The 12672-nt window shown below is 56.6% G+C and carries 12 protein-coding genes; 8 read left to right on the top strand and 4 right to left on the bottom strand.

Annotated elements, in window-relative coordinates; all coding sequences use genetic code 11:
- Positions 1-5 precede the first annotated feature (5 nt).
- From EV681_RS16470 to sodC, 3 genes are all read right to left on the bottom strand, one after another.
- Positions 6-1520, bottom strand: a complete 1515-nt coding sequence (locus EV681_RS16470; RefSeq protein ID WP_130304669.1) for a patatin-like phospholipase family protein — start codon at positions 1518-1520, stop codon at positions 6-8.
- A 6-nt stretch (positions 1521-1526) separates the two neighbouring features.
- A complete protein-coding gene (locus EV681_RS16465) occupies positions 1527-1859 on the bottom strand; it encodes a YnfA family protein (protein WP_128395033.1) in 333 nt (110 codons plus the stop codon).
- A gap of 327 nt (positions 1860-2186) precedes the next feature.
- Entirely contained in the window at positions 2187-2720 is a 534-nt protein-coding gene (gene sodC / locus EV681_RS16460; protein ID WP_130304668.1) for a superoxide dismutase family protein, read from the bottom strand.
- 348 nt (positions 2721-3068) lie between these two features.
- Here sodC and EV681_RS16455 point away from each other — a divergent pair, with 348 nt between their 5' ends.
- Genes EV681_RS16455 through EV681_RS16420 form a run of 8 tightly spaced genes read left to right on the top strand, consistent with a single transcriptional unit; the run spans position 3069 to position 11026 of the window.
- The gene (locus EV681_RS16455; protein ID WP_128395035.1) at positions 3069-3974 is read left to right on the top strand and encodes a branched-chain amino acid ABC transporter permease; all 906 of its coding nucleotides are present in this window, start codon (positions 3069-3071) and stop codon (positions 3972-3974) included.
- Positions 3971-4906, top strand: a complete 936-nt coding sequence (locus EV681_RS16450) for a branched-chain amino acid ABC transporter permease (RefSeq protein WP_128395036.1) — start codon at positions 3971-3973, stop codon at positions 4904-4906. Before EV681_RS16455 ends, EV681_RS16450 begins: the two co-directional genes overlap by 4 nt.
- A gap of 13 nt (positions 4907-4919) precedes the next feature.
- Positions 4920-5663 (top strand): ABC transporter ATP-binding protein, encoded by a 744-nt coding sequence (locus tag EV681_RS16445; protein ID WP_130304667.1) that lies wholly within the window; start codon positions 4920-4922, stop codon positions 5661-5663.
- Positions 5663-6358, top strand: a complete 696-nt coding sequence (locus EV681_RS16440) for an ABC transporter ATP-binding protein (RefSeq protein ID WP_130304666.1) — start codon at positions 5663-5665, stop codon at positions 6356-6358. Before EV681_RS16445 ends, EV681_RS16440 begins: the two co-directional genes overlap by 1 nt.
- A complete protein-coding gene (locus EV681_RS16435; RefSeq protein ID WP_128395039.1) occupies positions 6339-7772 on the top strand; it encodes an aldehyde dehydrogenase family protein in 1434 nt (477 codons plus the stop codon). Before EV681_RS16440 ends, EV681_RS16435 begins: the two co-directional genes overlap by 20 nt.
- 31 nt (positions 7773-7803) lie before the next feature.
- Entirely contained in the window at positions 7804-8556 is a 753-nt protein-coding gene (locus EV681_RS16430) for a glucose 1-dehydrogenase (RefSeq protein ID WP_128395040.1), read from the top strand.
- Between the two features lie 12 nt (positions 8557-8568).
- Positions 8569-9693: a zinc-dependent alcohol dehydrogenase family protein gene (locus EV681_RS16425; RefSeq protein ID WP_130304665.1), complete on the top strand. Its 1125-nt coding sequence runs from the start codon at positions 8569-8571 to the stop codon at positions 9691-9693.
- A 28-nt stretch (positions 9694-9721) separates the two neighbouring features.
- Positions 9722-11026: an ABC transporter substrate-binding protein gene (locus EV681_RS16420; RefSeq protein WP_423191218.1), complete on the top strand. Its 1305-nt coding sequence runs from the start codon at positions 9722-9724 to the stop codon at positions 11024-11026.
- A gap of 194 nt (positions 11027-11220) precedes the next feature.
- On the opposite strand, the gene EV681_RS16415 is transcribed toward EV681_RS16420, so the two are convergent.
- On the bottom strand, positions 11221-12417 hold the full coding sequence (locus EV681_RS16415; RefSeq protein ID WP_130304664.1) for an MFS transporter: 1197 nt from the start codon (positions 12415-12417) through the stop codon (positions 11221-11223).
- Positions 12418-12672: the final 255 nt, after the last annotated feature.

Genomic DNA, 12672 nt, shown 5'->3' with positions numbered 1-12672 from the left:
CGGCGCTAGCCTCCCGAATACAGGGCGTCCACCTCACGACCCGTGGCAGGACGCGGCGCCAAAGCTGATCGGCCTGGCGGCGCGTAAGCCGATGACGCGGGCGGCAACGGACCGACAGGCGTGATTGGCGAGCCTGCCGCAGCTGCCTGCTGTGGTATCTGCGTGCCCAACCCCTGCAACAGCGCCTGATACTCTGGATTCTGCCGCAGCGTCTGTCGGCCGGCCTCAATAAGCGCGTCCACATCCTTGCGATTGACGGTAAACAGCGTGGGAATGCGCAGCAAATGCCCGCGTGGCACCGACAATCCTGCTGGCGCTTCACGCAGACTGACCGGCACAACATGCAATTGCGCATCGGGCGCCAGCAACCCCTGCAATTGGGGATTGAGCGATTTTCTTAACGTCGCCCAGTGCCGTCCAGTGTCCTGCACCATCTGCATGGTCTGCGTGGTGACCCGGCCCGACGTACTGAACATGATCGTGTCAAAAACATCCGACAGCGTGGGAACATTTTCGCTTTTGTCGATATTGACGCTGGGATCACGCTCGGCATTGATCACCACAAACGCCACTTTTCTGACAGTGCCCTTGCTGATCTGACCGCGGCGCAATTGGCCGATACCAAGCGTGACGCGATCCATCAGGCCGCGCACGCCCAGGTTGTCCGATAGGCCGCCGTCGACCAAATGGATATAGGGCCGGTTTTTGCTGTCCAGATAACCCAGGACATCCGAGCGGTAAGCACGCATCCGGTAGTCGCCCTGCAGCCTGGATACCTGCTCGCGTTTTCGGGCGGAATACTCGCATTGTCCGGCATAATTTTTCAGCGTCAGCGGCGACAGTACCATTGGCACAGCGGCCGAGGATGCCACCGCAAACGAGAGCGGCACCTTGCGGATGTCCGCGCACATGGTCGCCAACTGATCGGGTGAAAACTCAAAACTCGTGCCTTGGGATAAATCGGTCGCCAGCACGATCAGGTCTGCATGCGGGTTACGATATAAGTCATCGTAGGTTTTGCCTTCATAGAGCAAATCCAGTTTCTGGGCCAGCACATGGCCACGACCGACCGTAGGCGAGACCGCCGCGGCAAAATTTTGCGGACTGAATATGGCGGACACCAGACTCTGCTGGAAATCCTTGTACAAATATTCGTTTTTAAACGCCGGGAAAGTCTTGTTGCCATTGAGCGCATAATAGGCAGCCACGATACTGCCTCCCGATACGCCACGCACCACATCGACCTGGCTGAGCAGCGTTTGGGTATGACCGTTCCACCGGATCTGTGTGTCGGCCAATTCCTTGAGCACCCCATAGCCAAATGCCGCCGCGCGCGCCCCGCCCCCGGAAATGCTCAGGATGATGATAAAAGACGGATCGGTTCTCTCGGTCAGCCGCGCCGTGTCAACGCCAGTGTCAGGGGTGCCCAGCGGCAGCGGCGGATTGCGCCACGGCGTCAGGGACGAGCAGGCAGAAAGCGCCGACAGCAAAACAATGAAAACAAATTTATGAATCCGCATGGCAGCCTATTTATGTGCAATGGTCCAACCCGACACCATCAGGCCCATACCGGCAAGCGCCAGCAGCAGCCCTGCCCACTCCAGCCCCGACATTGAACTGCGGTCCACCAGATTGAGCCATATCACCGAGACCACCACATAGACTGCGCCATACGCCGCATAAACTCGGCCCGTGGCCACCGGATGCAGGGTCAGCAGCCAGGCAAACAGGATAAGCGAGGCCAGCGATGCAATCAATACCCACCAATTGCCATCGCGGCGCAGCCAGAAATAGAACAGATAGCAGCCGGCGATTTCCGCAATGGCAGTCAGTGTGAAAAGAAAAAAAACTCGCAGCACAACCGTCCCCTGGTGGATTCGAAACTGTGCTGATCATACCGCGTAATACCCGTTAGCGTCTTTCAATAAGGCGCCTGCACCGGCTGTGTCGCTGCGTGATCCAGTAAAAGTGATCCCCTGTCAGGCGCACGATTGCGTGATCAGGTAAAGGCGCCCCTGCTCCATGCGCCCTGCCCCGCTAACACCCGTTCCAATCGGCAACAATCGAGGCCGGCCGATCACCCGCAGCGCTGCGGGTGATCAACGCCACAAGCTGGCCCGCACGCAGCCGGCCGCAGGCCGGAAATCCCTGGACAACGGCGACCGCCCATGCCATAGAGCATGAATTTATTTAATCACGCCGCACACCATGCGTCCACCGCCACCGCCGAGCGCCTTGGGATGGTCTGAATAGTTATCGCCGCCCTCATGAATCATGAGCGCATGCTGCTGCACATCGGACAAGGCCTTGAGTCGCGGAGCCAGCACCGGGTATGTCGAGGTGCCATCGGCAGCGACAACCAGCCCTGGCAGGTCGCCCAAATGGCCCTGCTCGCTATACGGTCCTTCATGCTTGCCTGTTTTCTTCGGATCCAGATGGCCGCCGGCAGCCTGGGCTGGCACCGTTTTGCCGTCTTTGTCAGCAGCATCACAACTGGCATTCTCGTGAACGTGAAAACCGTGCACGCCGGGTTCAAGCCCTTTGATATCGGGTGTAAAGAGCAAGCCAAAAGGTGTCTCGCTGATGGTCACCTGGCCCATTGCCTTGCCCGCCCCCGAGGTGGTCGCCTCGTTCATGGTCACTTTCAGTTCGGCGGCACTTGCCGTGGATATCATTCCTGCACATAACATACCGGTCAGTAACAGTTTTTCCAATTTCATGGCGTACTCCCTCAATGAAAATCAACAAAGTAAAAGGCTAACATCCAAAACGAAGCGATCAAATGAATGTTTCAATTGCTTATAACTGGATGCAAATCTGTCATGAACACCGGCATCAATCACAACTGTTGATGGCAACTGTCATTGCCGGAAAATTTTGGTCTGGCACGCAAGCCAAAAGGTGAACCGAAAATGCCGGTTGCTTGCCACCACCCTGAACTGTTCTGGCGCGACTATCAGAATAGAAAAGTCCGGGTTTCAAAAAGACAAAGCGTACGCTAAGGGTTTTACCTGTGTGGATTACTGTATATATCCTGTCTAATAGCTAAAAATTAAGGTGGGGACAACATGAATTCGGATTTAATCCTGATCGCTTTATTGGACGGCCTTTCATACGCCGGCCTGCTCTTTCTGGTGTCGCTCGGGCTGACGCTAATCTTTGGCGTAATGGGTATTCTGAACGTCGCCCACGGTGCATTCTATGCCTATGGCGGATACGCAGCCGCAACGCTCATCGCCGTTTATGCACCAACCACAGAGTCGGCGCTGCTGCCATTGCTCTCGTTGTTTCTGGTGGCCATTATTGTGGGCATCATACTGGGCTCGGTTGTCGAATTTGTGCTGATACGCAGGACCCATGGCTACGATCCCATTCTCAAACTGCTGTTAACGTTTGGCGCCTTTCTTATCTTTGAAGATCTGCAAAAATTCATCTGGGGCGCGCAGCCCTATACCGCCAGCGAAGTTGTCGGGCGCCTGGGAAATATAGAGTTGGGCAACATTACCTACACCACCTATCAGTTGCTGATCATCCCCGGCACTGCCCTGGTTGCGTATGTGGCCCTGGTCTATTTTCTCCGGTATACCAGGCTTGGCAAACAGATTGTTGCCATTACCCATAATAGCGAAGTGGCCACCGCGATGGGAATCAATGCCAGGCGCATCAGCTATTTCACATTTGTCATAGGCACAATTCTGGGCGTGCTTGGCGGAGCGCTCGCATCGCCTACCACCTCGCTCGTGCCGGGCGTGGGTGCCGATATGGTGGTCCTGTCCTTTGCCGTGGTCGCCACCGCCGGGCTGGGGCAGATTACCGGCGCACTTATTGCCGCAATACTGATAGGCGTAATACGGTCTTTCTCTATCTACCTGGCGCCGGAAGTGGAAGTGGCTGTGCCATACATCATCATGGTGCTGGTGCTGATCTTCAGGCCAAACGGATTATTCAAAGTAGCACAGGCCAGAACAATATGAAAATTTATACACTCAGTTTGGTGTCGGCACTGCTCGTGCTGCTTTGCGGCTACCTGGTTCCCTGGACCATCACCCCCCTGATTATCGGCCTGACCTATGCCATTGCGGCGCTGGGCATTTCAGTGATGCTGCGTGCCGGCCAGGTGTCATTCGGGCATGCCATGTATGCATCAGTCGCTGCGTACAGCATTGCCTTTATCACCCGATTGCGACCTGAGACCGATGTCATCGTTCTCATCTTGTGCAGCGTGGCCATTGCCACCTTGTTCAGCGCCTTAATCGGCATGTTTGTAGTCCGGTACCGGGGGATTTTCTTCGGCATGCTCAATCTCGCGTTAAGCATGGTGCTGTTTGCCCTCACCACAAAATTCTACGATATTACCGGTGGCACCGACGGCATTCGCGTCAGCAGGCCGACCGTTGCGGGCATTGTGCTTGAGCGAGGCGCCTTCGAGTTTACGCTGATGTGCATTGCCCTGGCCGGTTCGCTGCTTATTGCCTGGGCAGTGCAGCGCTATTTCCGCTCGGGCAATGGCCAGGCGCTGGCAGCGATCAAGACCAACGAAACCCGGCTTGAGTATCTGGGCATTTCGCCGCGCCACGTACTATGGAAGGGTTATATCTTATCGGGCGCCGTGGTGGGGTTTTCCGGCGCCATCCTGGCCCTGATACAGGGACTGGTCACGCCGGAAATCGGCACCTGGCTGCGCTCTGCAGAGTATGTGTACATCACGATTCTGGGCGGTGCCGCCCATGTAAGCGGCGCATTTATCGGTGCCGCTATCTTTGAAACCGTCAAGCTGATTTCGTCGGCCTATTTCCCCGGTTTCTGGCAAGCCATTCTGGGGCTGACACTGATCCTGGTGATTTTCGTCGTGCCTAACGGGGTGGTAGGCCAAATCATGCGAAAACACAAACTGAAGCGAGCCTAGGGGAACATAAGCGATGCAACCATTAGTAAAGACGCAAAATCTCAGTCTCGCCTTTGGCGGCGTGGTCGCGGCCGACCAGATCAATTTTGAACTGCATGAAGGCGAAAGGCTGGCTGTCATCGGTCAGAACGGCGCCGGCAAGACCACCTTCATCAATATTTGCACCGGATACCTGAAGCCCGATTCGGGCAACGTCTACTTTGCTGGCAAGGACATTACCGCCCTGTCGCCCCGGAAAATTGTCCGGCTTGGAATGGGAAGATCCTTTCAGCTTCCTCAGCTATTTACCGAACATACCGTGCGCGAATGCATTCAGATTGCGGCGGCAAGCAGAAATACCCGCCTGAGCTATTTTCGGCCATTGAGCCGTCTGGCCGACGCCCGTGAAGTGGGTGAGACACTGGAACTGGTGGGTCTGTCGCAGGACGCCAGTGCGCTTTCGGTGGACCTGCCAGAAGGCAAGAAAAAACTCCTGGATGTAGCCATGGCCCTGTCGCTGCGCCCGCAACTGCTGATTATGGATGAACCGACCAGCGGTGTCGCATCAGAAGATAAACACAGCCTGATGCGACTGGTCATGGATGCGCTTGAGCAGCGCAAAGTAACCAGTTGGTTTGTCGAACATGATGAAGACATCGTTGCCTGCTATGCCACCCGCGTTGCGGCATGGATTTCCGGGAAAATCGCCGCCGACGGCAGCCCGTCCGAGGTACTGAACAATCCGCTGGTGCGCAGCGCCGTGCTTGGAGACCATTGATGCTCAGCCTGAACAACGTCAGTGTCGATCTGGCCGGCAATCAGATCCTCAGAAATATCACAGCAACGTTCGATAGCGGCCTGACGATAGGCATTGTCGGGCGCAATGGCGCAGGTAAAACCACCCTGCTGCGCGCCATGATGGGTCTGGTCAAGACGCGTAGCGGCCAGATCCGGTTCGACGACACCAACCTGACTGCGCTTGCGGGTCATGCCAGGGCAGCGTTGCACATTGGCTATGCACCGGAAAACCGGGTTATTTTCCCGACCTTGTCGGTGGAACAGAATCTGCGCCTGCCCTGTGAAGTACAGAATATGAGTGCCAACGCGATCAAGGCACGCCTGGACTGTGTGCTGCAAGCCATACCACAGCTGGTGCCCATGCTGGACCGCTCGGGGTCGGCCTTATCGGGCGGACAGGGCAAGATGGTGGCGCTGGGACGCGCGGTGATGATCGGCACAAAACTGCTGCTTCTGGACGAACCCTTTCAGGGCCTGGCGCCGCGACTGGGCGCCGAATATACCGAGGCTCTGAACCGGTTAAAGCAGCTAGAGCCCGAACTGAGCATCGTGATTACAGAATCAAATATCAAGCTGCTGGGAGATATTCCAAATCAGATATGGAATATTGAACGCGGAGAAATTAGCTTATACGCAAACCAAAGGACAACTGAAAATGCCGCAAATGATCATTAATGGACGCAAGACAGATGCAATATCCGGACAGATGCTGGATGTGATTTCGCCGGTGGATGGCACCGTTTTCACCCAAATTCCACGAGGCGATGAGGCCGATGTCGACCTTGCGGTCAAGGCAGCCAGAATTGCGGCTGAAGGCCCCTGGAAAAAATTCACGGCACTCGAACGCGGTCGACTGCTGGTCAAATTAAGCGGATTGATTCTGGAGAACGCAGAGCAACTGTCCCAGTTGGAAGCCAAGGATACCGGCAAGGCAATTTCCTCGGCAAGAAATGATATCCAGGTGATGGCCCGTTATTTCGAGTTCTATGGCACCGCGGCCGACAAGGTGCACGGCGAGGTCATTCCCTTTTTGAATGGCTACTCGGTTCAGGTCATCCGCGAGCCTCTGGGTGTGACTGCGCATATCATTCCCTGGAACTATCCGGCGCAAATGGTAGGCAGAAGTGTTGCGCCCTCCCTGGCCATGGGCAACGCATGCGTGGTCAAGCCGGCGGAAGACGCCTGCCTGTCGGTGATCCGGGTTGCCGAACTGGCGCTGGAAGCCGGCCTGCCTGCCGGCGTATTCAATGTGGTCACCGGCCTGGGAGAAGAAGCCGGCGCCAGCCTGTCGGCGCATGAGGACATCAACTTCGTTACCTTCACCGGCTCCAATGAAGTAGGCGTGCTGGTGCAGAAGGCAGCCGCAGAACATGCGGTCAAGTGTGTCCTGGAACTGGGTGGGAAATCCGCTCATGTGGTGTTTAACGATGTCAATATGAAGTTGGCCGTCCCGGCCATTGTGAAGGGCATCATCGCCAACACCGGCCAGACCTGCACCGCAGGCAGCCGTCTGCTGATTCAGCGCGATATTTTCAACGAATTCATCGGCCTTGTTGCCGAAGAGTTTTCCAAAACGAAAGTGGGCACGCCGGACATGGATTTGCATTGCGGCCCGGTTATCAACAAATCGCAGTTTGACCGTGTTAACCGGTATCTGGAACAGGGTAAAAAGGACGGCCTGAAAATACTTGCGCAGGGACAGATCCAAGCCGGTGTTCCGGACGGAGGCTATTACGTAACGCCGACCCTGTTTGTTGCCGACAACCATGACAGCGATCTGTTGATGCAGGAAATTTTTGGCCCGGTCCTGGTTGCGCTGGCTTTTGATACCGAAGAGCAAGCCGTGCATCTGGCAAACATTACCGATTACGGCTTGATGGCCGCTGTCTGGAGCGAGAACGGCGGTATCCAGCAGCGCGTAGCCAAAGAAGTGAAATGCGGACAAGTGTATATCAACGGCTTTGGCGCAGGCGGCGGTGTTGAACTGCCCTTTGGCGGCGTCAAGCGCAGCGGACACGGACGTGAGAAAGGTCTGGTTGCGCTCGAGGAAATGAGCACGACCAAAACAATCATTCACTATCACGGTTAATCCACTTCACTCTATAAAGGAAGCATACAACATGGCTGTTCTGGATAATAAAATCGCTATTGTCACCGGCGCCGGCAGCGGCTTTGGCGAAGGCATTGCCACTGCTTATATCAATGAAGGCGCAAAAGTCATTGTGGCCGATATCAACGAAGCGGCAGCCTTGCGCGTTGCCGGCGCACTCGGGGACAATGCCAGTGCGTTTACCGTAGATGTTTCAAATGGAGAGCAGGTGCGAGCCCTGGTCGCCCATTGCGTGGACACTTTCGGGCCCCCAGATATCGTAGTCAATAACGCTGCCATTACCCACAAGAACCAGCCCATGCTGGATGTAGACGAAGCGATGTTTGACCGGATGTTCGACGTCAACGTCAAGTCGATTTACCATATGGCCCAGGCAGTGGTTCCCGTTATGCGCCAGACCGGTGCCGGCGTCATTCTCAATATCGGCTCAACGGCAGGGATACGCCCGCGCCCTGGCTTGAGCTGGTACAACGCGTCCAAGGGCGCAGTCAATGTGCTATCCAAATCCATGGCGGTCGAATTGGGCCCCGACAATATCCGGGTCAATGCCATTTGCCCGGTCATGGGGATCACCGGCATGTTCGAACTGTTCATGGGCCTGCCCGACACGCCCGAGAACCGCGCCAAATTCATTTCATCCATCCCGCTGGGCCGGTTTTCCACGCCCAAAGACGTGGCCGCAGCTGCCGTCTTTCTGGCCAGCGATGCCGCTGCGTTCCTGACCGGCGTCGAGTTGCCGGTCGATGGCGGGCGAACTGTATAAAGAAAACATGCGATGAAAATCAAAGCAGCCATATTAAGGGCCATCAGCACGCAGCTGCCCTACGCGCAAAGCCGGCCGTTAAGTATTGAAGAGGTGGACCTGAGCGCGCCCGGCGACGGCGAACTGCTTGTAAAAATGCAGGCCAGTGGTCTTTGTCATTCAGACCTGTCGGTCATCAATGGCGATCGCCCCAGGGGGATGCCCATCGTGCTGGGCCATGAAGCCTCTGCCACCGTCATCGAATGCGGGCGCGGCGTCTCCGACCTGAAGCCAGGCGACCATGTGGTTATGGTGTTCGTGCCCAGCTGCGGTTGCTGCGCACCATGCGCCGAGGGGCGACCCGCATTATGCATTCCCGGTGCCGTCGCCAATACGGCGGGCACGCTGCTATCTGGCGACAAGCGCCTGTCCCAGGATGGCCAGCTGCTAAACCACCATACCGGTGTTTCGTGCTTTGCAGAATACGCCGTGGTTTCCCGGCGTTCCTGCGTCAAGGTCACTCGCGATCTTTCCCACAGGGAAGCATCGCTGTTCGGATGCGCCGTTCTCACCGGCGCCGGCGCCGTCATCAACCGGGCCAGATTGCAGGCCGGTGATACCGCTGCCATCGTCGGCCTGGGCGGTGTCGGCCTGAGCGCGCTGATCGCTGCGGTCGCCTCTGGCGCAAGAAGGATTGTGGCTGTCGATCTGAGCGACGATAAACTGGCGCTGGCAAAAACGCTGGGGGCAACACACTGTATCAATCCAAAAGCCGTCCAGGACAAGAGCGAGCTGATCGCGCAGGCCGGCGGTTGCGTAGACTACGGCTTTGATATGGCCGGCGCCGTGCAGGCGTTCGAGACGGCCTATACGCTCACCAAAAGAGGCGGGGCGACCATAACATCCGGCCTGCCCAATCCCCGGGCAAATTTCGCGCTGCCGCTGGCGCAACTGGTGGGCGAGGAGAGAACGGTGCAAGGCAGTTATCTGGGGTCCGGCGTACCGTCGCGGGACATTGAAAAATATATAGATCTGTATGTCGCTGGAAAACTACCCGTAGACAAGCTGATGGGACAGACTTTCACACTGGACCAGATCAATGAAGGTTTTGATCACCTTGCGTCGGGTAACGGACTGAGAGACACCATCCTCTTTTAGAGTGCAATAACAATCAGGAGACATAACCATGCTAAAAAAAACCATGCGGCTCATGGCGACGGCGGCATTCGCCGGCATTGCCATGAGTACCAATGCTTTTGCCCAGGAAAAACCAGCCGAGATCAAGCTGGGCATATCCACTTTTCTTTCCGGCTCTGCTTCGGTGTTCGGCGTACCGGCACGTCATGCAGCTGATCTGCTGATCAGCGACATCAATGCGGCCGGCGGCATCGATGGCGTCAAGATCGTACCCACCTATATTGACGAAGGCGGTGGTGGCGAAAAGCTGCTTTCCGAGTATCGTCGTCTGGCAGAGAACGGCACCCGCGTCTTTCTTTCTGCCATTTCCAGTGGCAACTGCAACATCATTGCACCGGTGGCCGAAGACCTGAAGACACTCAATATTTTGTGGGATTGCGGCACCGAAAAGGTACTGGAAGAGAAAGAATATAAATACGTGGTACGAACCCAGGCCAATGCCACCGCTGAAATGGTCGCCTCGGTTCTGTATCTGCTCAAGACAAAGCCGGACTTCAAGACTCTGGCCATTGTCAATCAGGATTACGCCTGGGGCCGTGATTCCAGAGAGATTTTCCTGGCAACGCTAAAACGCTTCAAGCCTGACGTGCGTGTCGTCGCGGAAATGTTCCCGAAATTTGGCGCCGCCGATTTCTCTACAGAAATCAGCCGCTTGCAGGCACTGCGGCCGGATGTCATCCTGTCCACTTCCTGGGGCGGAGATCTGGACAACTTCGTGCGGCAGGCTTCGCAGCGCAATCTGTTCAAAAACTCCACGTTCGTGCTGCCGCTGGCAGAAAGTTCGCTGGAACGCCTGGGCAGCGCCCTACCGGAAGGCGTGATTGTCGGCGCCCGTGGCGACCACTACTTCTTGCATCCGGAAACCAAGGATGATCCGAAGCACCAGGCCTTCATCAAGAAATTTCGTGAAAAAACCAATGCCTATCCGATTTACTCGGTGTACCACATGGTGCAGGCGATCCATGGCCTGAAAGCGGGTTACGAAAAAGCAATCAAGGATAACGGCGGCAAATGGCCGAGCACCGAACAGGTGGCCGCGGCCATGCACGATGTGCAATTTACTGGCTTTGGTCGCAGCCTGAAAATCGATCGCGCCGACGGTCAGGCTTACGAGGCGCAATTGCTCGGCATTACCAAGAAAGTGCCTGAGTACCCGTTCGCGGTGCTGGACAAGATGATTATCTATTCTGGCGACAAATTGATCGCGCCGGTCGGTAAAAAATCCATGGAGTGGCTCAGCACCGTCGAGCCGGCAGCGCTGAAGGCGGAAGAAGGCAAGCAGTACGATCACTGAAATCCGCAGCAGCAACACTCAGGGCGTATAGAAGCACTTTTGCACTTAACGCCCTGACAAAACCGACAGCAAGCAACAACGCTGCGCCTCATCGTCATGGATATCAACGACGCCAGGCTGCAGCGTTTTTTTATGTTGCGTCGCTAGCACGAGCGCCTGGCGCAAGACTGAAGGTATCTGCGCTATGTGCGCGTCTACTGATCGCGTACTTTCGTGCCTCGTGCATGCGGCAGGAAATGCCAGAAAATCGCTGCAGAGATAAAACCAAAGCCGCCAGTCAGCGCGACGCCAGCACCCAGTGACACCAGCGCGGTCATGCCGGATAACAGAAAGGGGCCGGCGCTGCTGCCCACGTCGCTGATGAGGCGCCAAAGCCCCAGAAACTCGGTGCGCCCATGATCGGGAGAGGCGTCCGCCCCCAGCGTCATGTTGATCCCCGAACCAAAACCATTGCCCAGCCCCAACAACATGGCAACCACGATAAAGGAGAACACGGTGGTGGTAAATGGCATGATCACAAGTGAAATACCCATGATCAGCGTGCAGGGCAAGGCAACCCACAGCCGCCCCCATTCATCCATGATCTTGCCGGCAGGATAGAACATCAGCATATCTACCGCCGAGGACAAGCCAAAGATGACCGAGGTTGCAGTCGGGCTCAGGCCGATATAATCGGCCCACAACGGGATCACAATTTGCCTTGCCGCGCGCATGGCGCTGATGAGCAAGACGGCCAGGCCCAGCGACATGAACACACCGGCATGCTCGCGGGCTATACGCGCCATACGGGGTTTGGCCGCCGACAGGCTCGGCGTCCTGGGTTCGACCTTCAGATCCGGCATATAGTAGGTCAGCACCGTTGAGGCGACCAGGGCGGCCAGCCCCACCCAGTAGGCACCAGACAGCCCTACAAAGTGCATAGCCCCTGCCCCCACGAACGGCCCGGCAAACATGCCGATGCGGTTCACCCCGCCCAGTACCGAGAGCGCCCGGGCGCGCATATAAAAAGGCACGGCCTCGATCATGTAAGTTTGCCGGGCAAGAAAGAAGACAGAGGTTGACACGCCGATCAGCAACGTCGCCAAGGCCAGCAGCAGTGCATGATTGGCGAAAATGCACAGCAACAGCGCGACAATGGTAATCGCCGATGCTCCCAGCAGCGCGCTTCGCTCACCCACGCGCGAGGTAATCAGTGCAGCGGGAATATTGGCCAGCAGCGAACCCAGACCGATCAGCGCAATGATCAATCCTGCCAAGGCAGGCGTAGCACCTAGATCGCGGGCGCTCAATGCAATCACCGGCAAAATCGCACCGTTGGCAAAACCGAACAGCAGCGAAGGACCGTACGCAGGCACGGCAATGCTTTTTAAACTAAAACTGCTGTCCGCCATGCGGGTGTCCTTCGTAACGCTTGATGATGTCCGCTATTTTACCCGGCGCCAGGGTAATCGTTGCAGTAATGAACGTCTTTGGGCGCATGCTGTGCGCTTGCGGCGCCTGTCGCGGGCCGTGACGCGGTCCTTTCCCCAACTGGCTCTATGCTGCCGGGGAGACCAGCCTCGCTTTTAGAGGAACGATTTTGGACGCTGACCAGACCAGGAATATGTCCGCCACATGAGGTAGCAGGCGGGGCAATACACGCTGCT

It is taken from the genome of Advenella incenata (assembly GCF_004217095.1).
GTDB classification, from domain to species: Bacteria; Pseudomonadota; Gammaproteobacteria; order Burkholderiales; family Burkholderiaceae_B; genus Advenella; species Advenella incenata.
The sequence above is the reverse complement of the archived record's forward strand: the minus strand, read 5'-3'. Positions and strand labels throughout refer to the sequence as shown.

Coding starts and splice junctions, on each gene's coding strand:
- EV681_RS16470 (WP_130304669.1), bottom strand. CDS start 1,520: ATGCGGATTCATAAATTTGTTTTCATTGTTTTGCTGTCGGCGCTTTCT.
- sodC (WP_130304668.1), bottom strand. CDS start 2,720: ATGAAATTGGAAAAACTGTTACTGACCGGTATGTTATGTGCAGGAATG.
- EV681_RS16455 (WP_128395035.1), top strand. CDS start 3,069: ATGAATTCGGATTTAATCCTGATCGCTTTATTGGACGGCCTTTCATAC.
- EV681_RS16450 (WP_128395036.1), top strand. CDS start 3,971: ATGAAAATTTATACACTCAGTTTGGTGTCGGCACTGCTCGTGCTGCTT.
- EV681_RS16445 (WP_130304667.1), top strand. CDS start 4,920: ATGCAACCATTAGTAAAGACGCAAAATCTCAGTCTCGCCTTTGGCGGC.
- EV681_RS16440 (WP_130304666.1), top strand. CDS start 5,663: ATGCTCAGCCTGAACAACGTCAGTGTCGATCTGGCCGGCAATCAGATC.
- EV681_RS16435 (WP_128395039.1), top strand. CDS start 6,339: ATGCCGCAAATGATCATTAATGGACGCAAGACAGATGCAATATCCGGA.
- EV681_RS16430 (WP_128395040.1), top strand. CDS start 7,804: ATGGCTGTTCTGGATAATAAAATCGCTATTGTCACCGGCGCCGGCAGC.
- EV681_RS16425 (WP_130304665.1), top strand. CDS start 8,569: ATGAAAATCAAAGCAGCCATATTAAGGGCCATCAGCACGCAGCTGCCC.
- EV681_RS16420 (WP_423191218.1), top strand. CDS start 9,722: ATGCTAAAAAAAACCATGCGGCTCATGGCGACGGCGGCATTCGCCGGC.
- EV681_RS16415 (WP_130304664.1), bottom strand. CDS start 12,417: ATGGCGGACAGCAGTTTTAGTTTAAAAAGCATTGCCGTGCCTGCGTAC.